Raw genomic sequence first — 25,540 nt, forward strand, 5'->3', positions numbered from 1 at the left:
CTGCCCAGGCCGGGAACCCAGTTGTTCAGCGGGTGCCGGCGGCGAACCGTCCACGACGCGACGCGGGCCGTTCGGCCACTGACCGCCGCAATCCGGTCAACCCGCCGGCGCTCCCGGCCGGTTGGGCCTGAACCCGGCCCCGGGAAGCCACCGCCCCCTCACGGTCCGCCGGTAACAGCAGGGGACCGCCCCCGAAGCCCGCAGGCCCCGGAGGCGGTCCCTTTCACCTTCACCGGACGAGCGGCGAAGGCGCGGGTACTACCCCACGAACCGGTCCGCACCAGCCCGACGCCGTGCCCGGTACAGCAGCACACCGCCCAGCGTCAGCAGACCGCCACCGGCCAGACCCGCCGCCGCGAGACCCGCGGGCGAACCCGTGTCCGGCAGATGACCCCCGCCGGCGTGCGGCGGCTTCGAAGGACCACCCGGACGCGGCACCTTCACACAGCCCTCGCCCTTCTCCTTCTCCGGGCACTCCGACACCGTGACACACAGCGACACCGGCCGGCTCTGCACCAGCTGCCCCTGCGGATCCCGCGCCGAAGCCGTCGCGATGTTCGTGACATGACCGGCCTTCGCGTCCTCCTCGGTCACCACGTAGGTGCCGCGGCACGTCGTGCTCTGACCCGGCTCCAGCGTGGTCGACTCGCACACCACCGGGGACACCCGGTCGTCGCTGACGGAGACGTCCGTCAGCACCGTCGACCCGGTGTTCGTCACCGTGTACGTGTAGGTGATGGTGTCACCCACCTTCGCGGACCCCGACACGTCGGACTGCTTGGTGACCGACAACGACGACGCGCCCGAGACGGTCTGCACCGTCGCCTCACCCGGCGGGCTCACCACCGGGTGACCCTCCGGGTCCGTGCCGTTCGCTGTCGCTTTGTTGGTCACATGTCCCGCCTCGACGTCCTCCTCGGTAATCGTGTACGAGCCATGGCACACCGTGCTCTGACCCGGGTTCAGCGTGGTCGCATCGCAGGTCACCGACGCGACATGGTCGTCCGACACCGCGACATCATGCACAGCCACGGCACCCGTGTTCGTCACCGTGTACGTGTACTGCACCACGTCGCCGGCACGGAACGGACCAGCACCATCGGCCTTCTTCACGATGGACAACCGGGCCTCGCCCACCACCGGAACATCCACCTCACCCGGCGGAGACTCCACCGAGTCACCACTGGGGTCGATGCCACTCGCATGCGCCACATTCATCACATGACCCGCCGCCGCATCCGCCGCAGTGATCACATACGTGCCGTGGCACAGCGTGCTCGCACCAGGGTTCAACGTCGTCGCGTCACACGCCACCGACGCGACATGGTCGTCCGAGACGGTCACGTTGTGCAGGACGACCGTGCCCGTGTTGGTGACGGTGTAGGTGTAGTGCACCGTGTCACCCACATGGAACGGGCCAGCGCTGTCGGACTTCTTCTCGATCGACAGCTGTGCCTCGCCCACCACCGTGACCGTAGCCTCCCCGGGCGGGCTCACCACCGGCCGGCCCTCGGGGTCGGTACCGTTCGCGTGAGCCGTGTTCGTCACATGACCAGCCGCAGCATCCGCGGCGGTGATCACGTAACTGCCGTGGCACAGCGTGCTCTGACCAGGGTTCAACGTCGTCGCATCACACGTCACCGAGGCGACGTGGTCGTCCGCGACCGTGACATTGTGAACAACCGCCGTACCCGTGTTGGTGACGGTGTACGTGTACTGCACCGTGTCACCCACATGGAACGGGCCGGCGCTGTCCGCCGTCTTCTCGATCGACAGCCGGGCCTCGCCCACCACCGTCACCGTTGCCTCACCAGGGGGACTCACCACCGGCTCACCCTCGGGATCGGTACCGTGCGCGTGAGCCGTGTTCGTCACATGACCAGCCGCAACATCCGCAGCAGTGATCACGTAACTGCCGTGGCAGAGCGTGCTCGCGCCCGGGTTCAGCGTGGTCGTGCCACACGTCACCGAGGCAACGTGGTCGTCCGCGACGGTCAGATTGTGCACCGCCGCCGTACCGGTGTTGGTCACCGTGTACGTGTAGTTGACGGTCTCACCCACATGGAACGGGCCGGCGCTGTCCGCCGTCTTCTCAATGGTCAGCTGGGCCTCGCCCACCACCGGAACAGTCGCCTCGGCAGGCGGGCTCAGCACCGTCTGACCCTCGGGGTCGGTGCCTTCCGCGTGAGCGGTGTTCGTCACATGACCAGCCGCAACATCCGCCGCCGTAACGATGTACGAACCGTGGCAGAGCGTGCTCGCACCCGGGTTCAGCGTCGTCGCGTCACACGTCACCACAGCGACGTGGTTGTCCGCGACAGTCAGGTTGTGCACCGCCGCCGTACCGGTGTTGGTCACCGTATACGTGTAGTTGACCGTGTCACCGACATGGAACGGACCAGCCGAATCAGCCACCTTCTCAATGGCCAACGCAGCCTCGCCCACCACCGGAACAGTCGCCTCGGCAGGCGGGCTCACCACCGGCTCGTTCTCCGGGTCGAGGCCGCTCGCGACCGCCGTGTTGGTCACGTGCCCGGCCTGCACGTCCGCCGCCGTGACGACGTAACTACCGTGGCAGAGGGTGCTGTCACCGGCGGGCAGCGTGTTCCTGTCGCACGTCACCGGCGAGATGCGATCGTCACTCACGTCCAGGTCGTGCACGGGAGCGGTGCCCGCGTTGGTGACGGTGTACGTGTAGTTGACGGTGTCACCGACGTGGAACGGGCCGGCGCTGTCCGCCACCTTCTGGATCGTCAGCACCGCGTCACCCGCGATGTTGATCGTGGCCTCGCCGGGAGGACTCTGCACCGGCTGGCCCTCGGGGTCCGTGCCGTGCGCGACAGCCGTGTTGGTCACATGCCCGGCCAGAACATCAGCCGCCGTGATCACGTACGAACCGTGGCAGAGCGTGCTCTCACCGGGGTTCAGCGTCGCCGTGTCACAGTCCACGTCCGCGATGTGGTCGTCCGTCACAGTCAGGTTGTGCACCGTCGCCGTACCGGTGTTGGTCACCGTGTACGTGTACTCGACGGTGTCGCCCACGTGGAACGGGCCGGCACTGTCCGCAGCCTTCTGAATCGTCAGCAGCGCCTCACCCAGCACGGGGACAGTCACCTCGGCGGGCGGGCTCAGCACCGTCCCGCCCTCGGGGTCCGTACCCTCGGCGTGAGCCGTGTTCGTCACATGCCCGGCCGACACATCCGCCGCCGTCACAACATACGAACCGTGGCAGAGCGTGCTCTGACCGGGGTTCAGCGTCGTCGTGCCACAGGTCACCACAGCGACGTGATCGTCCGACACCGTCAGGTTGTGCACCGTCGCCGTACCGGTGTTGGTCACCGTGTACGTGTAGGAGACCGTCTCACCCACATGGAACGGACCAGCAGAGTCCGCCACCTTCTCAATGGCCAGCTCCGCGATACCCACCACCGGAACAGTCGCCTCACCAGGAGGACTCACCACCGGCTGACCCTCAGGATCCCTACCCTCGGCGTGAGCCGTGTTCGTCACATGACCGACCGACACATCCGCCGCCGTGACGACATACGAACCGTGGCAGAGCGTGCTCTCACCGGGACTCAGCACCGTCGTGTTACAGGTCACCGAGGCGACGTGGTCGTCCGTGACAGCCAGGTTGTGCACCGTCGCAGTGCCCAGGTTGGTGATGGTGTACGTGTAGGTGACGGTGTCGCCCACGTGGAACGGACCGGCGGAGTCCGGCGTCTTCTGGATGGCCAGTTCCGCGGTGCCCACCACCGGAACGGTCACATCGACCGGCGGGCTGTGCACGTCCACGCCATTCGCATCCGTGCCGTTCGCCTGAGCGGTGTTCGTCACGTGCCCGGCCTGCACGTCCGCCGCCGTGACGACGTACGAACCGTGGCAGAGCGTGCTCTGGCCCGGGTTCAGTGTCGTCAGGTCACAGATCACCGGCGCGATCAGGTTGTCCGTCACCGTGATGTCGTGGACGAGCTCCGTACCCGTGTTCGTCACGGTGTACGTGTAAGGGATCTTGTCGTCCAGGCGGAACGGGCCCGTAGCGTCGGGCGTCTTCTGGATCTCCAGCGCCCCGACACCCGCCACATCGGCGGTCGCCTCCGAGGGCGGTGTGATGAACGTGCTGCCGTCGGGGCCGGTGAAGCTGGCGGTGACGGTGTTGGTGGTGGGTTGGGTGATGCCGGGGAGGTTGCAGAAGATCTGATGGCTGGTGCCGACGGGTAGGTCGAAGGTGCCGGCGTTCGCGGCACAGGAGGGGGTCACGGGGTCATCGAGGGTGATGCCGGTGATGTCGGTGGGGCCCACGTTGGTGGCGGTGATGCGCCAGTAGGCGGTGCCTCCGGGGGGAAGGGTGGTGGTACTGGCCCACGGGCCTGGGCCGCCCGGACCGCAGTCGCCGGCGTTGGGGGAAGCGCAGACCTCCTTGAGGACGGTCAGGTCCGCGGTGCACTCGGGACCGGCGGGCACCTGGAGGGTGACGGTGTTGGAGAAGTTGGGCGGCTGGCCGTTGGTGACGGCGCTGGCCTGGTTGGAGACGGAGGTGACGGTGCAGTCCTTCGCCACGGTGGTCTCGAAGCAGATCTGGGGCGCGTCGCCGACGAAGGTGACCTCCATCCGCACGTTGGCGGGGAAGGTCTCGCCGCCGTTCAGGGTGAGGTTGGCGATGACCTGGATCGGTGAGTCGGCGACCGGGACGGAGGAAATGTCCGCTGTTTCGGTCGCGGGGTTGAACGGGAAGGTGCCGACGGTGCTGCCGTCCGCCGCCAGTACGGTCACCGAGGACTGGGTGAAGTCGATGACGCTCGGATCGATGCCGAAGAGCTTGACCGTCCCGTAGGACTGGACATGCCCGGAGGCCCCGTCGCAGTAGAAGTCGGCGGGGTTGATGGTGCTCTGCGTCCTGGTCTTCTGGCAGGGCGAGGCGCCGGTGACGGGGTCGATCGAGAACAGGTAGCCGGTGTCACCGAGTCCGTACTTGCACTGGCCGTCGTAGGCGTAGCCGTACGGGCTGGTGTTGCCGCCGTTGACGTTGGGCGGGCCGTCGAGGACGCCGTCGGCACCGTACTGGGCGCAGGGGCCCTGGATGTTCCAGTCGTAGCAGTACGAGGTGCTGTTGAGGGTCGGCGTGATGCCACGGTAGATCCAGAACGGGAACTCGGTCTCCAGGTGCCCGTTGGGGGCGGTGATGGTGAGCGGCACTTGGAAGTTGGCCTCGCCCAGTGCGAGGTTGGTACTGACCAGGGCGCTGAGGCCGGGGGGCGCGGCGATGGGGTTGCCGGTCAGGTCGAAGCACTCGACGGTGCCGACGGCCGGGTTGACTGCCTGGTAGAAGCCGCCGACGATCGTGCAGACGCCGGTGACGGTGCCCGCCGCGTCGTACATCTCGAAGACGTTGTCGGCCCGGGCGGGTTCGTCGGTGGTCGGGGTGGCCACGATCTTGGGGGTGGGCCAGCCGGCGCACGCGGCGTTCGTGGACGGGTCGAAGCAGGACATCACCGTTGGCAGCGGGGCCAGTTGGTTGTCGGTGACGTAGATCTTTCCTTCGATGGTCCGCATGATGCCGGCGTAGTCGCCGCTGAAGGAGACCTGGCCCTCGTTGGGAGGCAGGCCGATGTCGAAGGTTCCGCAGGGGACGTTGGCGGCGGCGTCGTAGCAGAGGATCTCGCCGGTGCCGGAGACCGCGTAGAGGTGCTGGTTCGGTGCCTGGACGACACCGCCGACCACCAGCCCTTCGCCGGTCTGCAGCGGGGTGAAGCCGCAGCTGGCCTGCGCCTGGAGGTCGATGCAGCCGACGCCGATCAGTGCGGACGTGTCCCGGCTGATCGCTGCGTAGTACAGCTTGGAGCCGATTTGCACGTAGGTCGGGGTGCGGGTGCTGCCGAGGTCACCGGTGGTCGTTCCGGGAACGGAGGAATTCAGCGCCTGGGGCCAGCTGGCGGGGGATCCGTCCGGGGCCGGACAGGGGCCGTTGGTGAGCAGGTCGGTACAGACCACGCTTTCCGGGCTGGAGAAGCCGTGGTGGTAGATGTTCCAGACCTCGGGTGTGGAGACACCGTTGATCGTGGCGGTGTACAGGATGGGCGTGAAGCCGTCGCCGCCGGTGGCCGTGTTGACCGGGGTGAACGGCGGCGGGATCTGCACCACCACGCCGGTCGCGGGCGACGCGAGATCGGGGTTGTGGGCCTGGACGACGTTGGTCGCGGTGCCCTGGTCGGTGTCGGCGAAGCTCGCGCCGCCGTCGGTGGACCACTGCCTGCTGTAGCCGGGCGGCACCTGGAGCGAGCCGGGTACGTAGGTCTGACGCTGCGGGACGCTGCCCGGTCCGCCCTGGATCACGTCGGTGATCGTGGCGTCGACCGGGACGCCAGCCGGATTGGTCTTGGAGACCACCCAGCGGACGGTGCCGCCGTGCGAGGTCTGGGTCGTGCTCCCGGTGGCGACGTCGGTTCCGGTCTTGCTCAGCGTCACCGGCACCGGGGCCTCGACCGCCCGGTCGTCACTGGCGACGGTGTGCCCGGCCGCCGGCGAATGCGCCGCGGCGGGCCAGGCGAAGGAGGCCGACGCCGTGGCGAGCGCGACGACGAGGGGCAGCAAGGCCTTCACGGCGCGGCCGCGGATCGCCGCCGGCCCATAGCGTCCGGGCGGGCGTTCGCAGGGAGGTCGACGGCGTCTCATGACGAATCCTTCCGATCGGGCGGTCCGGTGTCACACGGGGTGACGGTGAGGGTGGCGACCTGGGCGGCAAGCCCGCGATTCACGCACGCAACACACACGAGTGGCTACTCACCGCGACCATACAATCGGGCATCTCGTCTGAAAATCTGTCAAATACCTTTACTGACCCACTAGCCGGACGCGTTCACCCTGCCGGCCGCGAAACCCTCACCCGAGAGAGCCCCGCCCACCCCCACCACACCCCATGACCCGACGTCAGACCCGAGCCCGTCAACGCCGACGAACCACCCCGGCCTGGAGCGCAAAACGGAAGGCGCCCGCCGGCCGGGTCGCGCCACGGGCAGTGAGCTGCACGTGGGAGCGACCCGGTGGACGGGCGCCTGAGGGGGCCGGGGCTGCCGTTACGGCAGGTTGCGGGCCATGACGATGCGCTGGATCTGGTTGGTGCCCTCGTAGATCTGAGTGATCTTCGCGTCACGCATCATCCGCTCCACCGGGTAGTCCCGCGTGTACCCGTACCCGCCCAGCAACTGCACCGCGTCCGTCGTGACCTCCATCGCCACGTCCGACGCGAAGCACTTCGCCGACGCCCCGAAGAACGTCAGATCGCCGTCACCGCGCTGCGACTTCGCCGCCGCCGCGTACGTCAGCTGCCGCGCCGCCTCCAGCTTCATCGCCATGTCCGCCAGCATGAACTGGACGCCCTGGAACTCCGCGATCGCCTTCCCGAACTGCTTGCGCTCCTTCACATAGCCCTTCGCGTAGTCCAGCGCGCCCTGCGCGATGCCCAGCGCCTGCGCGGCGATCGTCACCCGGGTGTGGTCCAGCGTCCGCATCGCCGTCGCGAAACCCGTGCCCTCCGCGCCGATCATCCGGTCCGCCGGGATCCGCACGTTGTCGAAGTACACCTCACGCGTCGGCGAACCCTTGATGCCGAGCTTCTTCTCCGGCGCGCCGAACGACACACCCTCGTCGCCCTTCTCCACCACGAACGCCGAGATGCCCTTCGACCGCAACGAGGGGTCGGTCACGGCCATCACCGTGTAGAACTCCGACACACCCGCGTTGGTGATCCACCGCTTCACACCGTTGAGCACCCAGAAGTCGCCGTCCCGCACCGCCCGGGTCTTCATGCCGGCCGCGTCCGAACCCGCCTCCGGCTCCGACAGGCAGTACGAGAACATGCCCTCACCGCGGGCCAGCGCCCCCAGGTACTTGGCCTTCAGCTCCTCCGAACCGGACAGCTGCACCGGCAGCGAACCCAGCTTGTTCACCGCCGGAATCAGCGACGAGGAGGCGCACACCCGCGCCACCTCCTCGATCACGATCACCGTCGCCAGCGCGTCCGCACCCGCGCCGCCGTACTCCTCCGGCACGTGCACCGCGTGCAGGTCGTTCGCCTGCAGCGCCTCGAGGGCCTCCGAAGGGAACCGCCCCTCCTCGTCCACCGCCGCCGCGAACGGGGCGATCTTCGCCTCCGCCAGCGAACGCACCGCCTCGCGGAGCATGTCGTGCTCCTCGCTCAGCCGGTAGAGGTCGAAGTCCTGGGTCATGGCAGTCTCCTCGGTGATGGCACTCAGTACCCCCGATTATGCACACTGAGTATCGCCTCGCCCAGCCTTCTCCTCCGGGTCGGTGCTACCGTCCGGGGTATGAGCGAGGTGCATGAGCAGGGCGGAACCACGGCGACCCGGCCGACGATGCGGGACGCCCTGGTGGAGGCGGCGTTCGAGCTGTTCTCGGAGCGGGGCTTCGAGCAGACCACGGTCGACGACATCGTCTCGCTCGCGGGGGTCGGCCGGCGGTCGTTCTTCCGGTACTTCCCGTCGAAGGAGGCGGTGGTCTTCCCGGACCACGACGGCTGCCTGGCGGACATGACGGCGTTCCTCGATCAGGCGGATCCTTCGGGCGACCCGGTGGAGCAGGTCTGCGACGCGGCCCGGCTGGTGCTGCGGATGTACGCGGGGAACCCGGCGTTCTCCGTGGGGCGCTACCAACTGACCAAGAAGGTCCCGAACTTGCGCACCCACGAGCTCTCCGTGGTGTGGCGCTACGAGCGCACCCTGGCGGGCCATCTGCGCACCCGGTACGCGGCCCGCGCGGACGGCGCGCTGCGCGCGGACGTGATCGCGGCGGCGGTGGTGGCGGCGCACAACTACGCGCTGCGGGCCTGGCTGCGTTCGGGCGGCGAGGGCGATGTGGGCGCGGCGGTGGACGAGGCGCTGCAGTTGGTGATCGACACCTGGGGCGACGGCGCGGCCGAGGGGCGGGCGGAGTCGCAGGACGAGGAGGTGGTCGTCATGGTGGCCCGCCGGGGTACCCCGATGTGGCGGGTGGTGCAGGGCGTCGAGGCGGCCCTGGAGCCGTGACCGGGCCCGGCGGCCACTCCCCCGGCCGTCCTCACAGGCCCCATTCGCCACGCGGATGATCCGATTACCCGCCTGGCACTCGGTACCTTTACACGGGGCACTGAGTGCCATACCTTCCTTCTGGCAGACCGCCCCGACCGCACGCCCGCCCGGGTGGCGGTACGGCGGCGCACACCGGCTCAGCAAGGAGACGGCCATGATGACCCTCACTCTCGCCCCGGCCGCGCCGACGACGGCCCCGACCGCGACGACCACCCCCACCACCGACCTGTTCGACCCGGACTTCGCCCCGTCCGCCTTCCGGCCACAGCCCGAACTCCCGGTCGCCGAGACCGAGTTGCGCTACCGCCGCTGCCGCTGGTGCCACTCGGCCAGTGCGGTGACCTGCCTGCTGTGCCCGGTGTGCGGGTCGGCGGACCTGGAGCCGGCGGTGGCGTCCGGGCAGGGGACGGTGCAGCGCCTGCTGCGTCCGATCCGCCGCGGCCCGCACCTGGGGCGCCCGTACCTGATCGTGCTGGACGAGGGCTTCACCGTGCAGGCCTCGGTGCTCGGCGGGCTGCCGGGCGCGGTGCCGATCGGGGCCCGGGTGCAGCTGGTGACCAGCGAGGAGGGCGGCCGGGTGCTCACCTTCCGCCTGGTCCCCCGTACCTGACGAACCGCCAGCTCCCCCCCTCCTGGCACCGAGTGCCACCGAACCCGGCCGCACAGGGCCACCCCCCCCACCCCAACGGCCCGCAGGGCGCACACACTTCCCACACCCCGCGATCCGAGGGTGTGGGCGTGGCCCGATCCCGTGCACGGAGCGCCACCACGCGGGTAGGGTCGGTGACGTTTGCCGTTCCGGGGGAGGTACTACACGTGCTCGATCTGAGCGCCCATCAGCCGGCCGCCGTCTGGCGACCGTTGTCCGGCCCACCGCCGGGAAGGAAGTGGCGCGCCGGTCTGGCGGCCAATCCGGCGGCCCCGGCCGAGGTGCTGGTCCGGCTGCTGGACGACATCGCCGACGGCGGCGACTCGACCTGGCCGGCCCGCCGGCCGGAGTTGCCCGACCGCGTGGTGGAGGCGGCGCTGCGGCACCCGCACTGGCGGGTCCGGGCGGCGCTGGCGGAGCGTCCGGGGCTGTCGCCGGTGGTGCTGGCGGCGCTGGCCGGGGACGGCGAGCGCCGGGTGCGCCGGGCCGCGACGTCGGCGGCGCACTCGGTGCCACTGCCGGAACCGACGCTGGTGGCGCTGGCGGCCGACCGCGATCCGGACACCCGCCGCCTGGTGCCGGGCTGCGCGGGCCTGCCGGAGGATCTGCTGGTGCGCCTCGCGCAGGACGGTTCGCCGCTGGTGCGGGCCGCGGCGGTGGCGGCGGACAGCTGGGCCCAACTCCCGGCCCGGGTACGGACGTCGCTGCGCGCGGACCGCGATCCGGCGGTGCGGGCGGCGGTGCAGCGCGCGCTGCGGGTGGACCGGCCGCTGCCGGTGACGCTGGCGGGGTACATCGCGGAGAGCGACCCGGTGCGCCGGGAGCGGACGGCGGCGGGGGCCGCCCTGGAACGCGCGCTCGGCGAGTGGCTGGTGCTGGACGACAACCCGCGGATCCGCCGGGCGGCGGCGGGCAATCCGCAGCTGCCGACGGACCTGGCGCTGGCCCTGGCGGCCGACCCGGACACGGCGGTGCGCCTCACGGTGTCGCTGCGTTCGGACCTGACGGAGCAGCAGCGCTCCGCGGTGGACTACCAGGTGCCGGACGCGGCGCCGCCCGAGCTGCCCTGGGTGGCCGAAAGGGCCGACGATCCGGCGGAGTTGCTGCGGCTGGCCCGCTCGGGGCATCCGCTGGTGCGGCGCGCGGTGGCGGCGCTGGAGCGTCTGCCGGGCGAGGTGGTCGCGCTGCTGGCACAGGACCCGGAGCCGGCGGTGCGGCTCGCGCTGGCGGAGCACTGCGCGGACGCGCCGGGCGAGTTGCTGCGGTCGGTGTACGCGGAGCTGCTGGGCCCGTCCTCGCTGCCGGCCCTGGAGCGGTTCGCGGCGCCGGGGCTCGCGCGGTGGGCGGAGCGGCCGGAGCCGGCCCTGCGGCTGGCGGCGCTGCGCGATCCGGAGCTGGCGCCGGAGGTGCTGGCGCGGCTGGCGGAGGATCCGGACCGGACGGTGGCGCGGGCGGCGGCGGGCGATCCGCGGCTGCCGCTGGACGCGCTGCTGGCGCTGCTGGAGGCGGATGCGCACCCGGCTGCGGCTGCGGCGAATCGGGCGCTGCCGGTGCCGTTCATGCTGCGGCTGCTGGACCTGGCGGAAAACTCCTGAATCGCTCCTGGAATAGGGGCCGATAGGTGAACGTTCAACCACCCGTCGGGCCACGGAGGCCCGGCAGAGGAACCGGAACGGCAAGGAGCACGGCAATGACCACCGACTTCCGCCAGCAGACCACGGGCCTGTCCACCGAGCAGGCGGCGCTCCACGAGGGGACGGTCGCCGAGCGCTGGGTGCGCGCCCAGCTGTTCTTCGACTCCAAGGCGTACGCGGACGCCGCGCGGATCCTCGCCGAGCTGGTCGAGGAGGCCCCGGAGCAGGTCGGCCCGCGCCTGCTGCTGGCCCGGTCGTACTACCACTCGGCCCAGCTGCGCCGCGCGGAGGAGCAGCTGCGCAAGGTGATCGAGCTGGACCCGGTGGAGCACTACGCGCACCTCGTCCTCGGCCGCGTCCTGGAGCGCCAGGGCCGCCACGCCGAAGCGGTGCCGTACCTGCGCCTGGCCGCCGCGTTCGAGGGCACCTTCCCGCAGGACTGACGACAGCGCACCGCCCCCGACGGGTTCCCGCCCGCCGGGGGCGGTGTGCTGTCCGCACTCGGCAGGCGTCCCTGTCCCCTGTCAGTCTGGAGGGGGGCGTCGAGAATGCGGAGGTGCGCGCGATGCGGACGTTGGAGGAGCAGATCGAGGTGACCGCCCCGGTGGGGACGGCGTGGTCGCAGTTGCACCGGGTGGCGGAGTATCCGGAGTTCGTCGGCGGGGTGGTGCACGCCAGCGCGCGGGGGCGGCGGCACGCGGATCTGGAGGTGGAGATCGGCGGCGAGCGGCACCATGTGGACGCGGAGCTGACCGATCACGGCCGGGGCCGGGTGATGAGCTGGGAGACCGTGGACGGCCCGCCGCTGCGCGGCACCTTCGCGCTGCGCCCGCTGGACGCCGCGCACACCCAGGTGCAGGTGCGCCTTGAGTACGACCCGGAGGAGCTGAAGGACGCCGTCGGCGGTCCGCGCGGGTTCGCGCAGAGCAAGGCGGTGGAGGAGGCGGTGCGGACGGATCTGGAGCTGTTCAAGCAGCTGTGCGAGGAGTGAACGACGGCTCCACTCCGCCGAACGTGCCGTCCGGTGCCCCGCCGGGCGGCGTGCCGATCGGCAGTTCGGCCCAGATGACCTTGCCGCTGGCGGGGTAGCGGGTGCCCCAGCGCTCGGCGAGCTGGGCGACCAGGAACAGGCCGCGCCCGCCCTCGTCGGTGTCGGTGGCGTGCCGCAGGTGCGGGGAGGTCGCGGAGCCGTCCCAGACCTCGCAGATCAGGGCGCGGTCGCGCAGCAGCCGGACCCGGATCGGCCCGCTGGCGTGCCGGATCGCGTTGGTGATCAGTTCGCTGAGCACGAGTTCGGCGGCGAACGCCTGCTCGGTCAGGCCCCAGTCGTCGAGCCGTCGGGTGACGGCGGCCCGGACCCGGGCGACGGCGGCCGGGTCGGCGGGGACGTCCCAGTCGGCGACGTGGTCGGCGGGGAGCGCCCGGGTGCGGGCCACCAGCAGGGCGATGTCGTCGGCCGGGTTGGCGGGCAGCAGCGCGTCGAGCAGGTCGTCGCAGGTCTCCCGGGGGCTGCGGCCGGGGTGGGCGAGCGCAGCGCGGAGCAGTTTCATGCCGTGGTCGAGGTCGTGCGCGCGGGATTCCACCAGGCCGTCGGTGTACAGCACCAGCCGGCTGCCTTCGGGGAGTTCCAACTCGGCGGTCTCGTAGGGCAGTCCGCCGATGCCGAGCGGGGGCCCGCCGGGCAGGTCGGGGATGTCCACGTGTCCGTCGGGGAGCACCACCGCGGGCGGCAGGTGTCCGGCGCGGGCGAAGGTGCAGCGTCGGGTGACGGGGTCGTAGACGGCGTACAGGCAGGTCGCGCCGGTGATCGGGCGTTCGCCGCCGTCGGGGCGGGGGTTCTCCTGGTCGAGGCGGTTGACCAGGGCGTCGAGGTGGCCGAGCAGTTCCTCGGGGGCCAGGTCGAGCGAGGAGAAGGTGTGCACGGCGGTGCGCAGCCGTCCCATGGTGGCGGCGGCGTGCACGCCGTGGCCGACCACGTCGCCGACCACCAGGGCGACCCGGGCGCCGGACAGCGGGATCACGTCGAACCAGTCGCCGCCGACGCCGGCCTGTGCGGGCAGGTAGCGGGAGGCGACTTCCAGGGCCTGTTGTTCGGGCAGTTCGGCGGGGAGCAGGCTGTGCTGGAGTGCGACGGCCATGGTGTGTTCGCGGGTGTAGCGGCGGGCGTTGTCGACCAGGACGGCGGCGCGGGCGGTGAGTTCCTCGGCGAGGGTGCCGTCCTCCTCGTCGAAGGCGGGGCGGGGGCGGGCGCGCCAGAAGGTGGCGACGCCGAGCATGGTGTCGCCGACGTTGAGCGGCGCCGCGATCAGGGTGTGCACCTGCTCGTCGCGCATGGCGTCGACGGCGCCGGGGCGGACTTCGTCCCAGACGTCGAGCGCCGCGGACAGGTCGGGTTCGACCACCGAGCGGGCGGTGGCGACGGCGCGGGCGCGCGGGGTGTCGGGGACGACGGGCACGGACGAGCCCGGGGGGAGCAGCGGGGGCCGGGCGGTGATTCCGGTGAGTGCGACCCGGTGCATCGCCCCGCGCCGGCCGGGGCGGGGTTCGCCGCCGTCGAGGACGCCTTCGCAGAGGTCGACGCAGGCGTAGTCGGCGAAGGCGGGGACGAGTGCGGCGGCGAGTTCCTGGCAGGTGCGGGTGATGTCGAGTGTGGTGCCGATGGAGCCGCCGGCCCGGTAGAGCAGTTCGAGGCGGCGGCGGGCGGTGTCGGGGTTGGCGACGGTGGTGTCGCGCAGGGTGGCGAGCAGGCAGGCCGGGCCGCCGGCCCGGTCGGTGTGGCGCAGGTCGAGGGCGAGGGTGCGGCCGTGCGCGGTGATCGGCGTGTCGGTGAGGTCGGCTCCGCCGTCCAGCAGGGCGATCAGTTCGTCCTGTAGGCCGAGGGTGCGCAGGGGGCGGCTCTCGCAGTCGGTGGGCAGGTCGAGCAGCCGGCGGGCCTCGTCGTTGGCGTACAGCAGGTGCCGGTCGGCGTCGATCAGCAGCAGGCCTTCGCGGACGACGGCCGGTTCGGGGTCCGCGTGCCGGGGCGTGTCGTCGGTCATCCGTGCCGTCCGGTCTGCGCGGTGGTCACCGGGGCCGGCGGGCCGGAGCGGGGGCTCGTGGACGTCCGGCGCGCGGAGGTCCGGCCCGCCGCGCGCTGTCCGCCGGGTGCTGCCCGAAACCGGGTCATACGCCCATTCCTACACTCCCCGCTCCGACCGGGCCAATGGCAGCACCCGGATTTCGCGCGCTGATGTGCTGCGCCTTTGACTGGCCCTTGTCGCGGCCGTAGGACTACTTGCCTTCCAGTTCGGCGCGCACTCGGCGGGAGGGCTGGAAGGCGTACAGGTCAAGGATGTCCGGCGGTTCGGCCAGGCCGGGGCCTCCGGCGGCGACCCAGGCGGTGATGTCGGCGGCGGCGTCGCGGTCGTTGACCTGGCCGAGCCAGACCGGGCGTCCGCCCGCCCGGCGGCCCTCGGCGGAGGGCTGGACGACGATGACGTTGGCCCGCTCGCAGGCGTCGAGGCAGTCGGTGCGCCGGATCATGGCGATGCCGGCCAGCGAGGTGCGCAGGTCGACGAGCTGGGCCTCGTGGTCCAGGCGGGGGACTTTCGCGGTGGTGCCGCAGCAGCAGCCGCGGCAGACCGTGACGGTGCAGCGGGATTCGGTCTCGGTGCGGCGGCTCATGCGGTGCTCCCTGCCCGTCGGGCCTTGGTCCAGGCGGATTCGCGCAGCAGGCGCAGGCCGTTGAGGCCGACCAGGACGGTGGAGCCTTCGTGGCCGAGGACGCCGAGCGGCAGCGGGAGGGTGGCGACCAGGTCCCACACCACCAGGACGGTGATGAACGTCGCCGCGATGGCGAGGTTCTGCACCACCAGCGCGCGGGCCCGGCGGGAGAGCGCCACCACGGCCGGGACGGTGGCGAGTTCGTCGCGGACGATCACCGCGTCGGCGGTCTCCAGGGCGAGGTCGGATCCGGCCCGGCCCATCGCGATGCCGGTGTGCGCGGCGGCCAGTGCGGGCGCGTCGTTCACGCCGTCGCCGACCACGAGCACCTTCCGCCCGGCCGTCTCCCACTCCTTGACGGTGGCGGCCTTGTCCTGCGGCAGCAGGCGGGCCCGGACTTCGCCGACGCCGGCCTCCGCGGCCAACTGCCGGGCGGCGCGCGGGTTGTCGCCGGTGAGCAGCGCGGGGGTGGTGCCGGTCAGCGCCGTCAGGGCGCGGACGGTGGCGGCGGCGTCGGGGCGCAGCCGGTCGGCGATGCCGAGGACGCCGACGGGGGTGCCGTCGGTGGCGACCACGACGGCGGTGCGCCCGGCGTCCTCGAGTTCGGCGACGGCTGCGCCGGTGGCCGGGCAGTCGTGGTCGGGGGCGTGGACGGTGACGGTGTGTCCGTCGACGGTGGCGGTGACGCCGACGCCGGGCGTGGAGCTGAAGTCCGCGGCGGTGGCCAGGGTGAGCCGGCGGCTGCGGGCGGCGTCGACGACGGCGCGGGCGAGCGGGTGTTCGCTGGGGTGTTCGGCGGCGGCGGCGAGGGCGAGCAGTTGGTTCTCGGTCAGGCCGGAGTCGGCCTGCGGGCGGATGTCGGTGACGCGGGGGGTGCCTTCGGTGAGGGTGCCGGTCTTGTCGAGGGCGACGGTGTCGATCTGGCCGAGGCGCTCCATCACGACGGCGGACTTGACCAGGACGCCGTGGCGGCCGGAGTTGGCGATCGCGGACAGCAGGGGCGGCATGGTGGCGAGGACCACCGCGCACGGCGAGGCGACGATCATGAAGGTCATGGCGCGCAGCAGTGCGTCGGTGAACGCGGAGCCGAGGGCGAGCGGGACGGCGAACACGGCCAGGGTGGCGGCCACCATGCCGAGCGAGTACCGCTGTTCGACCTTCTCGATGAACAGTTGGGTGGGGGCCTTGGTCTCGGAGGCTTCCTCGACCATGGCGACGATCCGGGCGATCACGGTGTCGGCGGCGTCGCGTTCGACGCGTACCCGCAGTGCGCCGGTGCCGTTCAGGGTGCCGGCGAACACCTCGTCGCCGCTGCGCTTGGCGACCGGCAGTGGCTCGCCGGTGATGGTGGCCTGGTCGACCTCGCTGGTGCCGTCCAGGACCCTGCCGTCCGCGCCGATCCGCTCGCCGGGCCGGATCAACACGGTGTCGCCGACGGCCAGTTGCTCGACCCGGACGGTCTCCTCTCCGGCGCCGGTGAGGCGGGTGGCGGTGGCGGGGGCCAGGTCGAGCAGGCCGCGCACCGAGTCGGCGGTGCGGGCGGTGGCGATCGCCTCGAGCGCGCCGGAGGTGGCGAAGATGACGATCAGCAGCGCGCCGTCCAGCACCTGTCCGACCGCTGCCGCGCCGAGCGCCGCGACGATCATCAGCAGGTCGACGTCGAGTGTCTTCTCCTTCAGCGCCTGAAGCCCTGCCCAGCCGGGCTCCCAGCCGCCGGTGGCGTACGCGAGGGCGTACAGCGGGCCCCACGTCCAGGCGGGGGCGCCGGCCAGGTCCAGCGGGAGAGCGACCAGGAACAGCAGCAGTGCGGCGAGCGCCCACCGGGCCTCGGGCAGCGCGAGGACGCGGGTGCGCCGTTTCGGCGGGGCCGGGCGGGGTTCGGCGGTGGGCGGCGCGGGCCGCCGGTCCAGGACGGAAGACATGGCGGGGCAACCCTTCGCGGGGCGGGGAGGACTCCTCCACCATACCGGAACATCTGAACAGGTCTTCAGGTGTTACCGGTATGATGACGTCATGGGCCACGGAATCGACACCGCCAGCAGCGCCACCACCCGCGAACGCCTGGACGCCGTCGGAACGGCCGATGTCGCGGCCACCCTCCAGGCCCTGGCCACCCCCTCCCGCCTGCACATCCTGGCCCGCCTCCAGGAAGGCCCCTGCTCGGTGGGCGACCTCGCCGAAGCCGTCGGCCTGGAGGCCTCCGCCTGCTCGCACCAACTGCGACTGCTGCGCAACCTCGGGCTGGTCACCGGCGAGCGCCACGGCCGCTCGATCGTCTACGCGCTGTACGACAACCACGTCGCCGAACTGCTCGACCAGGCGCTCTACCACGTGGAACACCTGCGCCTCGGCATCCGCGACACGCCTCCCGCCACCGACTGATCTTTTTCGACGCCGCCCTGTCCAGCATGTGGGACCCCGGACGCAGGACCCGAGCGGGGCGGGGCTTAGATGGCAGATGTAGAAGCCAAGCACCAGCATCTGCGCGAAGAAGGTCCGCCATGCCTCACATCACCGTCGACTACTCACCACAGCTGGCCGACTCCTTCGACCGCCCCGGATTCGTCCGCGAGCTGCACCCCCTGGTCCGCGACCGGGTGTCCTCCCGGGGCGTGTGCAAGACCTTCTTCCGCCAGGCCGCCGAGACCTGGGTGGGCGACGCGGACGGCCAGTTGACCGCCTTCGTGCACATCGCCATCGGCCTGCTGCCGGGACGGCCGGAGGGGCTGAAGGCGCGGCTGTCCGAGGAGGTGCTGCGCCTGCTCGACAAGCACCTGCGGCCCGTCCTCGGCCGCGAGGTGGTCCGCTCCGCCGAGGTCCGCGACCTCACCCCGTCCTACCGCCTGCGCACCGGCTGGTGACTCTCACCGTCGCAGAAAACGCGTCAGCTCGGCGTTCACCCGCTCCGCCCGGGTGTACGGCAGGGCGTGGTGGGAGACGCCGTCGAGGGTGCGGGTCTCGGCCTGCGGGAGCAGCCGTCCGGCCCGGGCGGTGAGGGTGCGCGGGTCGTGGCAGCGGCTGTTCGCGGCGACCAGCAGCAGGCAGCGGGCGCGGAGGGTCTTGAGCGTTTCCGGGGTGGGGCGGCGGCCGGTGACGGGGCGGGCGGCGGGGAAGGTCGCGGCGAGGCCGTAGAGGCGGGCCCAGTCCGGGTCGAGCGGGACGCCGCCGGTCTCCCAAGCCAGAAACGTCCGGGCTCGGGCTTCGCCGGGCCGGGCCAGCATGGGCGCCGCGTGCAGGAGATAGCGGAGCGAGTAGCCGGTGAAGCAGCCGGTGGGGTCGAGCAGCGCGAGGCGGTCGACCCGTTCGGGGCGGCGCAGCGCGTGGCTCAGCGCGATCCACCCGCCGTAGGAGTGCCCGCACAGGTCGACGCGGTCCAGCCCGAGCCCGTCCAGCACCGCGTCCAGCCAGCCGTGCAGGTCCTCGACGCGGCGCACCGGCTGCCGCCCGCTGCTCGCGGAGCGGCCCGCGTCGCCGATCCGGTCCACCGCGAACACCCGTGCCGTGCGGGCGAGTTCGCCGACATTGGCCCACCAGCTCGCCGCCGTGGCACCACCCCCGTGAAGCAGCACCAGCGGCGGACCGCCGGCCGGTCCGGCGGCGTTGACCCGGGTGATTCCGTACGGCGTCTCGACGTCGATCGTCTCGACCGGGACGGGCCAGCGGCCCAGCAGGGTGTCGTACGCGGACAGGAAGGCGGAACGGTCGAACGCCATGGCGGCAGCCTCCACGGGCAGAGTTGTCTCGCTGAGCAAGTGTCTCGCTCGGCGAGATACTATGCACCCGCATCTCCACCCAGGAACCCACCCCCGCCGAAAGGCCGCACCCCATGACCGACCAGCACGGACTCCAGACGGTGCATCAACTCCGCGCCCTCACCGTCGAACTGGACCTGCTCGCCGCCACCTTCGCCCAGCGCAACAACCTCCACCCCACCGACCTGCGCGCCCTGATCGCCCTCCTCGACGCCGCCCGCGCCGGCACCCCCGCGACGCCCGGCCTGCTCGGCCGCGAACTCCGCCTCAACTCGGCCGGCACCACCGCCGTCCTCGACCGCCTCGAACGCCACGGCCACCTCCGGCGCACCCGCGACCCCCACGACCGCCGCCGCGTCCTGCTCGAAGTCACCGAGCAGGCCATCGCCCTCGGCGAGACCTTCTTCGGCCCGTTGATCGCCGACACCGTCGCCCTGGTCGACGGCCTCTCCCCCGCCGAACTCGCCGCTGTAGAAGGCTTCCTGACCTCCATGCGGTCACTCGTCGCCCGCCACGCCCACTGACGGCCGGCCGAGCGCCCTGGAGCAGCGCCCGGCCGGCCGGCCTGCCGGAATGTGCGTCAGCAGACGCGCACGGAGTAGGCGGCGGAGAAGTTGGCGTCCCGGTAGCCGGGCGGGCGGCCGGAGTAGTCCTGGGAGACGCTACGGATGGGATCGACGCCGTCGCGCTTGTAGTAGAACGTGGTCCACACCCCACCGGTCTGGTTGTTGTTGATCCAGGTGGGCATCTCGGAGCTGCCGAAGTTGTGGACCTCGCAGGCGTACCACGGGCCATACCAGTACCACGTGTCGTTGGACGTGTTGTGGATGTGCACGCACATGCTGCCCACCGGCGGCAGGTCGCAGGTTTCCGCCTGCGCGGGAGACGCGGTTCCGAAGCCGATCGCGGCGGCGAGCAGCAGGCTGCTGGCCGCGAAGGTGACCAGGCGCTTTCCGATACGCATGTTCAAGTACCCCCCTGTGCGAAGGAATTGACCTTGCGGTTCGGCTCTGAACGAACCATCGCCACGTTCCCACAAACCTTCGCCAAAGGAAGCAAAACGAGCAGCAAAGCCGCCGGTGGGGGCGCAATTCGGCCACCCCCTTCCGCCGGCGGCCGGGTGCGGCATCGGCTTGCCTGCACCCGGCCGCCTCGCGCCATGTCCCAGCGGGGTCGGGTCAGTTGGAGCGGCCTCAGGCGTGGAGCGAGGCGAGTGTGACCACCGTGATGTCGGACGGTGCGCCGACCCGGACCGGCGGGCCCCAGGCGCCCGCGCCGCGGGTGACGTAGAGCTGGGTGTCGCCGTACCGTTCCAGGCCGGCCACGGTCGGATTGGCCAGTTCGGCAAGGTAGTTGCCGGGCCAGAGCTGGCCGCCGTGGGTGTGGCCGGAGAGCTGGAGGTCGACGCCGTGGCGGACGCTGTCGTGGACGGTCACCGGCTGGTGGGCCATCAGGACGGCCGCCCGGCCGCGGTCGCGGTCGCCCAACGCCCGCGCGTAGTCCGGGCCTTGGCCCTGCGAGGTGCCGGCGATGTCGTTGACCCCGGCGAGGTCGAACCAGGGCAGCTCGACGCGGGCGTTCTCCAGCGGATGGACGCCGAGTTCGCGGACGAAGTCGACCCAGGGCGCGGCGCCCGAGAAGTACTCGTGGTTGCCGGTGACGAAGTACGCGCCGTCCTTGGCCCGCAGGTCGGCCAACGGGCGGGCGGCGGGGCCGAGTTCGGGGACGGTGCCGTCGACCAGGTCGCCGACCACGGCGATCAGGTCGGGCTGGGTGGCGTTGATGGTGTCGACGATCCGCCGGGTGTGTGCGCGGCCGAGGATCGGGCCGAGGTGGATGTCGCTGACCACGGCGATCCGGTAGCCGTGCGCGGCGCGCGGCAGTTTCGCCAGCGGCACCGTCACACGCTTCACCTGCGGCCCGCGCAGCACCCCGTACGCACCGTTGCCCACCACGCCGACGGCGACTCCGGCGGCCGCCCCGGCCACCACCCGGGACACGAACAGCCGCCGCGAGGGCTCCACCGCCTTCCCCGCCCCAGCAGACCCCGCCGCGGACTCTTCGGGCTCCGCCGGCCCAGCAGCAGGCCCTGCAGGCCCCGCCGCCTCGACAGAAACCGCCACCACTTCGGCAGGGACCGCCACGGGCTCGACAGCCACCGCCGGCTCACTCTCGCGGCGACGCGGAAGCCGGAGCAGCAGGGGGCGCAGCAGTTCGCCGGCCAGCAGGGCGAGCAGGAGGTAGAGGAGAACGGCCATCCAGAGGTAGCCGGGCCAGGCGAACCAGCGTTCCACGGCGAGCGGGAAGGCCCGGCCGCCGACCAGGGCCAGCAGGGAGAGCACGGGCAGCAGGACGGCGAGCACGGTGCCTGCGCGCCGGTAGCGGCTGCCGGGGCGGGAGACGTCGCGGACCAGTCGTCGCCACACGTACCAGTGCGCCGCCCCGAACAGGCCGAGCACTGCCACCAGCCCCACCACCACGATCACCATGCGGGCAAGTATCGGGGCCCGGTGATCGCGGGCTGTGACCGGGGTGCCGTTCCGTTCGACCGGGCGTGTTCGTCCGGGTGCGGGGCGTGCCGGTGCGCGTTCGGTTCCTGTGAGCCCTCCCACATCGTGGCGGGCTTCTACGACTCTCAATAGTCGGTGCGCGAACCAGCCTCGCGGGCGGCCACGTCGCCTTCCTGTCTGCCCGCCGAAGCTTACCGCAACTTCGCAGGTCAGAGGCATTCCGGTGGCCACCGGCCGATGGTACGGACCAAGCCCGGCCCGGGGTCGCCGAAGCCCGCCCGACCACCCACCCTCCGACCGACCCGCTACTACGAGGCATAGTTGCCGGGGCTTTTGAGCCACTCTGCGTGATCTGCCAAGAATGTCCCCCGTCCGCCGGGCAGTCCGGCCGCTCCGGCCACCATCCCGCTGCCACGTTCGTCCGATTGCCGCGCTGCGCCGTGTTCCACGGTGCGGGGCCGGTGCCGTGCGTGCCGGTCGGCGGGCCGCCGTGTCCCACCGGCCGTCCGGCCCGTACAAGAAGAGATCGCCATGCCGCAGCGCCGCCCGCACCGCCGCCCGTCCCGCCTTTCGCGGACGCTCCGTCGCAACCGCCACTCGATGGTGGCGGGTGTGGCGACCGTCGCGGTCGCGGGTGCCGCCGCCCTGGCGATCGTCCTGCCGCAGCACTCGGCCCCGGCCGACGCGGCGGCCCGGCCGGCGAGCGTCGAGCAGTTGGCGACAGACGCTCTCCCCTCGCCGGACGCCGCGTCCGCGCAGGCGCGGGCCGAGGCGGAGGCGAGCGCGAGCGCGAGCGCCAGTGCGTCCGCGCAGGCCGAGGCGGAAGCGGAGGCCAGTGCGAGCGCCAGTGCGAGCGCCGAGGCGAAGACCAGGGCGGACGCCGAGGCGGCGTCCCGGTCGCAGCAGCGCCAGGCGCTGGCGAGCAGCAAGCCGTCCGCCACCCCGTCGGCGTCCGCGTCGGCGTCCGCGTCGGCGTCCACGTCGGTGTCCGCGTCGGCCGTCGCCAAGGCGCTGAGCGGGACGCCGCAGCAGATCGCGGCGCAGCTCGTGCCGGCGGGGCAGTTGCAGTGCTTCAACAACATCGTGGAGCGCGAGAGCGGCTGGAACGTGCACGCGACCAACCCGTCCTCGGGTGCGTACGGGCTGATGCAGGCGCTGCCGGGTTCGAAGATGGCGTCGGCGGGCGCGGACTGGCGGGACAACCCGGCGACCCAGATCAAGTGGGGCCTGCAGTACATGAACCAGACCTATGGCAGCCCGTGTGCGGCGTGGGCGTTCTGGCAGGCTCACAACTGGTACTGAGGGCCGTTGGTCCTTGCCCCGGAGGGACATTCGGCACGGTGTGTGCGCAGCTCCACCACCATGCGTACATCTGACGATACGTCAGCAAGTCGCGGCGTTCCGCCCTCTATCCGGACATTTCATCGCATGCTCGTGTTCGTTTGGTGAAGATTCAGCGAACTTCCCATGACTGCTGTCCGGAATAGCCGCTTTAGAGCGGCTTCCGACCTTTGCCTGAGGCTGTCCCCGCCCCTAGCCTCCCGCCCATGGCCCCACCACTGATCACCGTCGTGCTCCCCGCTTACGACGAGCAGGAACAACTGAAGGAGTGCCTCGACTCCCTGCTCGCACAGTCCTTCCGCGAGTTCGAGATCATCGTGGTCCAGACGCCCTCCCCGCACTGCCCGGAGGAGCGGCTACTGGAGGCGTACGAGCTGCGCGACGCCCGGGTTCGGGTGCTGCGGCTGGACACGGAGCCCGGCATCGGACGGGCCCGGATGGCGGGCGCGGCACACGCGCGCGGCGACTACCTGCTGTTCCTGGACGCCGACCACCTGCTGCCGGCGGACGCGTTCGAGGCGATGGACGCCCGGCTCACCGAGACCGGTGAGGTCGATCTGCTGCTGTTCGGCCACAACCGCGAGTACCGGGGCAAGGTGTGGCCGGGCAACGCGGCCGAACTGCTGGACGCCGCCGGCCCCGACGTGTTCACCCCGGCCGAGCACCCCGAATTCTTCGGCGCCCCACCGCTGATCTGGGACCGGCTGGTGCGCACCGCCACCGCCCCGGCCTTCCCCGACGGGTTCTACGAGGAGGTCCCGGCAGTGCACCGCACGCTGCTGGCCGCCTCCCGGATCGCGGTGCTCAACCGCGAGTGCATCACCATCCGCCGCCGCCACACCCTGCACCCGGCGGGCGGCGAAGGAGCAAGCCACTTCGACCTGTTCGACCGCTACGAGGGCACCTTTGAGCTGCTGGACGCGCAGCCCGAGGAGGCCCCGCCGGTCAACCCCGAGGTGCGCACCCACCTGTTCACCCGGATGATCCGCCACTACCTGTTCGTCTTCGACCTGCCGGGGGCCCTGACCCGCACCGAGCGCCCGCAGTTCTTCCAGCGCGCCGCCGAGCACTACAAGCGCTTCCTCCCGGACGGCTACAAGCGCCCGGACGGCCGCGAGGGCATCAAGTTCTCGCTGCTGGCGTCGAATTCGTACGCCACCTTCGAGGTCGCCAAGTTCTCCCGCCTGGCGGGCGTGCGCCGCTGAGCGCGCCCTCGCAGGCCCGAGGCGCGGGCGCCGCTGAGCGCGCCCTCGCAGGTCCCAGGGGCGGGCGCCGCTGAGCGCGCCCTCGCGCGAACACGCGCCGGGAGTGGGGACGGCGTACGTCGGCTCGCGGCAGGGATTTCGGAAATCTTCCGCCCGGGCCGCGTGCCTTGACGATCCGTCGGGCAACCTCCTGACGAGCATGCGGTTGGCCTGGACCAAGGGGTCCTGACGAACCGTCGGCCCCGGGCGGACGGTAGAGTCCCTCCCCGCGCCAACCTCTGCCGCGCCACCTCCGTGCACCCCGTGCACCTCCGTGCATCACCGGACCGGAAGGCGAACTCTCGATGACCTCCCCTGTCTCCCCGTCGGCCGATCCCACTGCGGACCCGTTCTCCGCCGCCGACGGCGGCCCCACTCCGGGGCCGGTCGGCCAACTCCCGCCCCAGCAGCAGATGGCCGGCTGGGCTGTGCTGCTGCTCGGCGTACTGCTGCTGGCCGAGGCGTTCGTCTGCGTGGCCGCCCTGATCAGCGTCTGGACGCCGCTCACCACCCTGACCGCCGAACGCGCCCCGTCCGAGGTCCCCGCGACCTGGGAGGTGCTCGGCCTCGGCCCCTGGCACCTGACGTCCAACACCGCGATGCTGATCGCCGTCCTGGCCGCCAGCGGGCTCGGCAGCTTCGTGCACGCCGCGACGTCCTTCGCCACCTACGCGGGCAACCGCCAACTCCTGCCCAGCTGGCTGCCCTGGTACCTGCTGCGCACCGCGATCGGCGGCGCACTCGCCCTGCTGGTCTACTTCCTGCTGCGCGGCGGCCTGTTCGCCAACGGCACCGACGGCACCGCCACCAACCCGTACGGCTTCGCCGGCATCGCCGGCCTGTGCGGCCTGTTCTCCAAGCAGGCCACCGACAAGCTCCGCGAGATCTTCGACACCGTCCTCACCACCCGCGACGGCGCCGGCGACGACGAACGCGACGACAAGATCCAGCCCACCGCCCCGACTTCGCCCACGGCCTCGACTCCACCGACCACACCCGCCGCATCCGCCGCATCCGGGCCGCAGCCCACCGAACCGGTCGTGGCCACCATCCCCAAGCAGGCAAGCCCGGTCTCCGAATCGGCGCAAACCACCGGGAGTTGACCGTTCACCGGCTCAACCGAGAGGGCGGCCGGGTCCGGTTCGCGACTCGTGATGATCCGATCTTCATGCTCGCGTGGCGTGGTGCGTGCGCGCGTCCCGCAGCGGGGGGTGGTCGATCAGCTCGACGTACATGATCCGGTCGTCCACCACGTCCAGGACGGCCATGCCCTCCTCGGCGGGCAGTTCGAGGCAGCGGTGGCCCGGGCCGTACGGCTGTCCGACCGGGTGCGGGGCGGTGCGGAAGCTCTGGCAGGAGGTGTCCTCGCACTCGCACGGTGCGACCAGGCGCAGTTCCCGTGCGCCGGCGGCCAGTTCGGGTTCGCCGTCATGCTCCAGCAGCGCCGCGAGTTCGTCCACGAGTTCGGGGAAGACGTCACGGACCAAGGGATGTTCGGTTTCCATGCCCGCCAAGGTAGCCGTCGGCCGGACACAGCGCGGAACCGCGACTGCCCGTCGAGCTCCGACCCGCCGTTCACAGGCCCGCGACCGGGGCCGGACGCCCCCGGCTGGGATGATCGGCGG

The 25,540-nt window shown here is 71.7% G+C and carries 20 protein-coding genes; 11 read left to right on the plus strand and 9 right to left on the minus strand.

What is annotated here, in order from left to right; all coding sequences use genetic code 11:
* Nucleotides 1–258: 258 nt before the first annotated feature.
* Nucleotides 259–6,591, minus strand: coding sequence for an LPXTG cell wall anchor domain-containing protein (locus ACFYS8_RS32155; RefSeq protein WP_387647840.1), 6,333 nt, complete (start codon nucleotides 6,589–6,591; stop codon nucleotides 259–261).
* Between the two features lie 482 nt (nucleotides 6,592–7,073).
* Complete coding sequence (locus tag ACFYS8_RS32160; protein WP_387647843.1) at nucleotides 7,074–8,225, minus strand: acyl-CoA dehydrogenase family protein; 1,152 nt, start codon at nucleotides 8,223–8,225, stop codon at nucleotides 7,074–7,076.
* A 99-nt stretch (nucleotides 8,226–8,324) separates the two neighbouring features.
* On the opposite strand from ACFYS8_RS32160, the gene ACFYS8_RS32165 reads away from it, so the two are divergent.
* From ACFYS8_RS32165 to ACFYS8_RS32185, 5 genes are all read left to right on the plus strand, one after another.
* Nucleotides 8,325–9,041, plus strand: a complete 717-nt coding sequence (locus tag ACFYS8_RS32165; RefSeq protein WP_387647846.1) for a TetR family transcriptional regulator — start codon at nucleotides 8,325–8,327, stop codon at nucleotides 9,039–9,041.
* A 196-nt stretch (nucleotides 9,042–9,237) separates the two neighbouring features.
* A complete protein-coding gene (locus tag ACFYS8_RS32170; RefSeq protein ID WP_387647849.1) occupies nucleotides 9,238–9,693 on the plus strand; it encodes a Zn-ribbon domain-containing OB-fold protein in 456 nt (151 codons plus the stop codon).
* Nucleotides 9,694–9,899: 206 nt separating this feature from the next.
* Nucleotides 9,900–11,327, plus strand: a complete 1,428-nt coding sequence (locus tag ACFYS8_RS32175; RefSeq protein WP_387647851.1) for a hypothetical protein — start codon at nucleotides 9,900–9,902, stop codon at nucleotides 11,325–11,327.
* A gap of 95 nt (nucleotides 11,328–11,422) precedes the next feature.
* Nucleotides 11,423–11,809 (plus strand): tetratricopeptide repeat protein, encoded by a 387-nt coding sequence (locus ACFYS8_RS32180; protein ID WP_387647854.1) that lies wholly within the window; start codon nucleotides 11,423–11,425, stop codon nucleotides 11,807–11,809.
* Between the two features lie 122 nt (nucleotides 11,810–11,931).
* Complete coding sequence (locus tag ACFYS8_RS32185) at nucleotides 11,932–12,357, plus strand: SRPBCC family protein (RefSeq protein ID WP_387647857.1); 426 nt, start codon at nucleotides 11,932–11,934, stop codon at nucleotides 12,355–12,357.
* Here the strand turns inward: ACFYS8_RS32185 and ACFYS8_RS32190 are convergent.
* From ACFYS8_RS32190 to ACFYS8_RS32200, 3 genes are all read right to left on the minus strand, one after another.
* Nucleotides 12,335–14,404, minus strand: a complete 2,070-nt coding sequence (locus ACFYS8_RS32190; RefSeq protein ID WP_387647859.1) for a SpoIIE family protein phosphatase — start codon at nucleotides 14,402–14,404, stop codon at nucleotides 12,335–12,337. The genes ACFYS8_RS32185 and ACFYS8_RS32190 overlap by 23 nt on opposite strands.
* Nucleotides 14,405–14,636: 232 nt before the next feature.
* Nucleotides 14,637–15,029, minus strand: a complete 393-nt coding sequence (locus ACFYS8_RS32195) for a (2Fe-2S) ferredoxin domain-containing protein (protein WP_387647861.1) — start codon at nucleotides 15,027–15,029, stop codon at nucleotides 14,637–14,639.
* Complete coding sequence (locus ACFYS8_RS32200) at nucleotides 15,026–16,990, minus strand: heavy metal translocating P-type ATPase (RefSeq protein WP_387647863.1); 1,965 nt, start codon at nucleotides 16,988–16,990, stop codon at nucleotides 15,026–15,028. The genes ACFYS8_RS32195 and ACFYS8_RS32200 overlap by 4 nt, the downstream gene beginning before the upstream one ends.
* Nucleotides 16,991–17,081: 91 nt before the next feature.
* Between ACFYS8_RS32200 and ACFYS8_RS32205 the strand changes: the two genes are divergently transcribed.
* Both ACFYS8_RS32205 and ACFYS8_RS32210 read left to right on the plus strand, forming a co-directional pair.
* Entirely contained in the window at nucleotides 17,082–17,450 is a 369-nt protein-coding gene (locus ACFYS8_RS32205) for an ArsR/SmtB family transcription factor (protein WP_387647866.1), read from the plus strand.
* Nucleotides 17,451–17,569: 119 nt separating this feature from the next.
* Nucleotides 17,570–17,929 (plus strand): 5-carboxymethyl-2-hydroxymuconate Delta-isomerase, encoded by a 360-nt coding sequence (locus ACFYS8_RS32210; protein WP_387647868.1) that lies wholly within the window; start codon nucleotides 17,570–17,572, stop codon nucleotides 17,927–17,929.
* 3 nt (nucleotides 17,930–17,932) lie between these two features.
* On the opposite strand, the gene ACFYS8_RS32215 is transcribed toward ACFYS8_RS32210, so the two are convergent.
* A complete protein-coding gene (locus tag ACFYS8_RS32215) occupies nucleotides 17,933–18,781 on the minus strand; it encodes an alpha/beta fold hydrolase (RefSeq protein ID WP_387647871.1) in 849 nt (282 codons plus the stop codon).
* 113 nt (nucleotides 18,782–18,894) lie between these two features.
* Here ACFYS8_RS32215 and ACFYS8_RS32220 point away from each other — a divergent pair, with 113 nt between their 5' ends.
* Nucleotides 18,895–19,344, plus strand: a complete 450-nt coding sequence (locus tag ACFYS8_RS32220; protein WP_387647873.1) for a MarR family winged helix-turn-helix transcriptional regulator — start codon at nucleotides 18,895–18,897, stop codon at nucleotides 19,342–19,344.
* Between the two features lie 56 nt (nucleotides 19,345–19,400).
* On the opposite strand, the gene ACFYS8_RS32225 is transcribed toward ACFYS8_RS32220, so the two are convergent.
* Nucleotides 19,401–19,784: a hypothetical protein gene (locus ACFYS8_RS32225; protein WP_387647874.1), complete on the minus strand. Its 384-nt coding sequence runs from the start codon at nucleotides 19,782–19,784 to the stop codon at nucleotides 19,401–19,403.
* Between the two features lie 229 nt (nucleotides 19,785–20,013).
* Nucleotides 20,014–21,309: a metallophosphoesterase gene (locus ACFYS8_RS32230; RefSeq protein ID WP_387647877.1), complete on the minus strand. Its 1,296-nt coding sequence runs from the start codon at nucleotides 21,307–21,309 to the stop codon at nucleotides 20,014–20,016.
* 552 nt (nucleotides 21,310–21,861) lie between these two features.
* Here ACFYS8_RS32230 and ACFYS8_RS32235 point away from each other — a divergent pair.
* The 3 genes from ACFYS8_RS32235 (at nucleotide 21,862) to ACFYS8_RS32245 (ending at nucleotide 25,018) form a co-directional block, all read left to right on the plus strand.
* The gene (locus ACFYS8_RS32235) at nucleotides 21,862–22,632 is read left to right on the plus strand and encodes a transglycosylase SLT domain-containing protein (RefSeq protein WP_387647880.1); all 771 of its coding nucleotides are present in this window, start codon (nucleotides 21,862–21,864) and stop codon (nucleotides 22,630–22,632) included.
* Nucleotides 22,633–22,877: 245 nt separating this feature from the next.
* Complete coding sequence (locus ACFYS8_RS32240; protein WP_387647883.1) at nucleotides 22,878–23,876, plus strand: glycosyltransferase family 2 protein; 999 nt, start codon at nucleotides 22,878–22,880, stop codon at nucleotides 23,874–23,876.
* Between the two features lie 344 nt (nucleotides 23,877–24,220).
* Nucleotides 24,221–25,018 (plus strand): hypothetical protein, encoded by a 798-nt coding sequence (locus tag ACFYS8_RS32245; RefSeq protein ID WP_387647885.1) that lies wholly within the window; start codon nucleotides 24,221–24,223, stop codon nucleotides 25,016–25,018.
* Nucleotides 25,019–25,081: 63 nt separating this feature from the next.
* Here the strand turns inward: ACFYS8_RS32245 and ACFYS8_RS32250 are convergent, their stop codons facing one another.
* Nucleotides 25,082–25,420: a hypothetical protein gene (locus ACFYS8_RS32250; RefSeq protein ID WP_387647888.1), complete on the minus strand. Its 339-nt coding sequence runs from the start codon at nucleotides 25,418–25,420 to the stop codon at nucleotides 25,082–25,084.
* Nucleotides 25,421–25,540: the final 120 nt, after the last annotated feature.

The sequence above is a fragment of the Kitasatospora sp. NPDC004615 genome (assembly GCF_042873545.1).
GTDB lineage: Bacteria > Actinomycetota > Actinomycetes > Streptomycetales > Streptomycetaceae > Kitasatospora.

Coding starts and splice junctions, on each gene's coding strand:
- ACFYS8_RS32180 (WP_387647854.1), top strand. CDS start 11,423: ATGACCACCGACTTCCGCCAGCAGACCACGGGCCTGTCCACCGAGCAG.
- ACFYS8_RS32245 (WP_387647885.1), top strand. CDS start 24,221: ATGACCTCCCCTGTCTCCCCGTCGGCCGATCCCACTGCGGACCCGTTC.
- ACFYS8_RS32220 (WP_387647873.1), top strand. CDS start 18,895: ATGACCGACCAGCACGGACTCCAGACGGTGCATCAACTCCGCGCCCTC.
- ACFYS8_RS32200 (WP_387647863.1), bottom strand. CDS start 16,990: ATGTCTTCCGTCCTGGACCGGCGGCCCGCGCCGCCCACCGCCGAACCC.
- ACFYS8_RS32225 (WP_387647874.1), bottom strand. CDS start 19,784: ATGCGTATCGGAAAGCGCCTGGTCACCTTCGCGGCCAGCAGCCTGCTG.
- ACFYS8_RS32190 (WP_387647859.1), bottom strand. CDS start 14,404: ATGACCGACGACACGCCCCGGCACGCGGACCCCGAACCGGCCGTCGTC.
- ACFYS8_RS32170 (WP_387647849.1), top strand. CDS start 9,238: ATGATGACCCTCACTCTCGCCCCGGCCGCGCCGACGACGGCCCCGACC.
- ACFYS8_RS32185 (WP_387647857.1), top strand. CDS start 11,932: ATGCGGACGTTGGAGGAGCAGATCGAGGTGACCGCCCCGGTGGGGACG.
- ACFYS8_RS32250 (WP_387647888.1), bottom strand. CDS start 25,420: ATGGAAACCGAACATCCCTTGGTCCGTGACGTCTTCCCCGAACTCGTG.
- ACFYS8_RS32160 (WP_387647843.1), bottom strand. CDS start 8,225: ATGACCCAGGACTTCGACCTCTACCGGCTGAGCGAGGAGCACGACATG.
- ACFYS8_RS32230 (WP_387647877.1), bottom strand. CDS start 21,309: ATGGTGATCGTGGTGGTGGGGCTGGTGGCAGTGCTCGGCCTGTTCGGG.
- ACFYS8_RS32210 (WP_387647868.1), top strand. CDS start 17,570: ATGCCTCACATCACCGTCGACTACTCACCACAGCTGGCCGACTCCTTC.
- ACFYS8_RS32215 (WP_387647871.1), bottom strand. CDS start 18,781: ATGGCGTTCGACCGTTCCGCCTTCCTGTCCGCGTACGACACCCTGCTG.
- ACFYS8_RS32240 (WP_387647883.1), top strand. CDS start 22,878: ATGGCCCCACCACTGATCACCGTCGTGCTCCCCGCTTACGACGAGCAG.
- ACFYS8_RS32205 (WP_387647866.1), top strand. CDS start 17,082: ATGGGCCACGGAATCGACACCGCCAGCAGCGCCACCACCCGCGAACGC.
- ACFYS8_RS32195 (WP_387647861.1), bottom strand. CDS start 15,029: ATGAGCCGCCGCACCGAGACCGAATCCCGCTGCACCGTCACGGTCTGC.
- ACFYS8_RS32235 (WP_387647880.1), top strand. CDS start 21,862: ATGCCGCAGCGCCGCCCGCACCGCCGCCCGTCCCGCCTTTCGCGGACG.
- ACFYS8_RS32165 (WP_387647846.1), top strand. CDS start 8,325: ATGAGCGAGGTGCATGAGCAGGGCGGAACCACGGCGACCCGGCCGACG.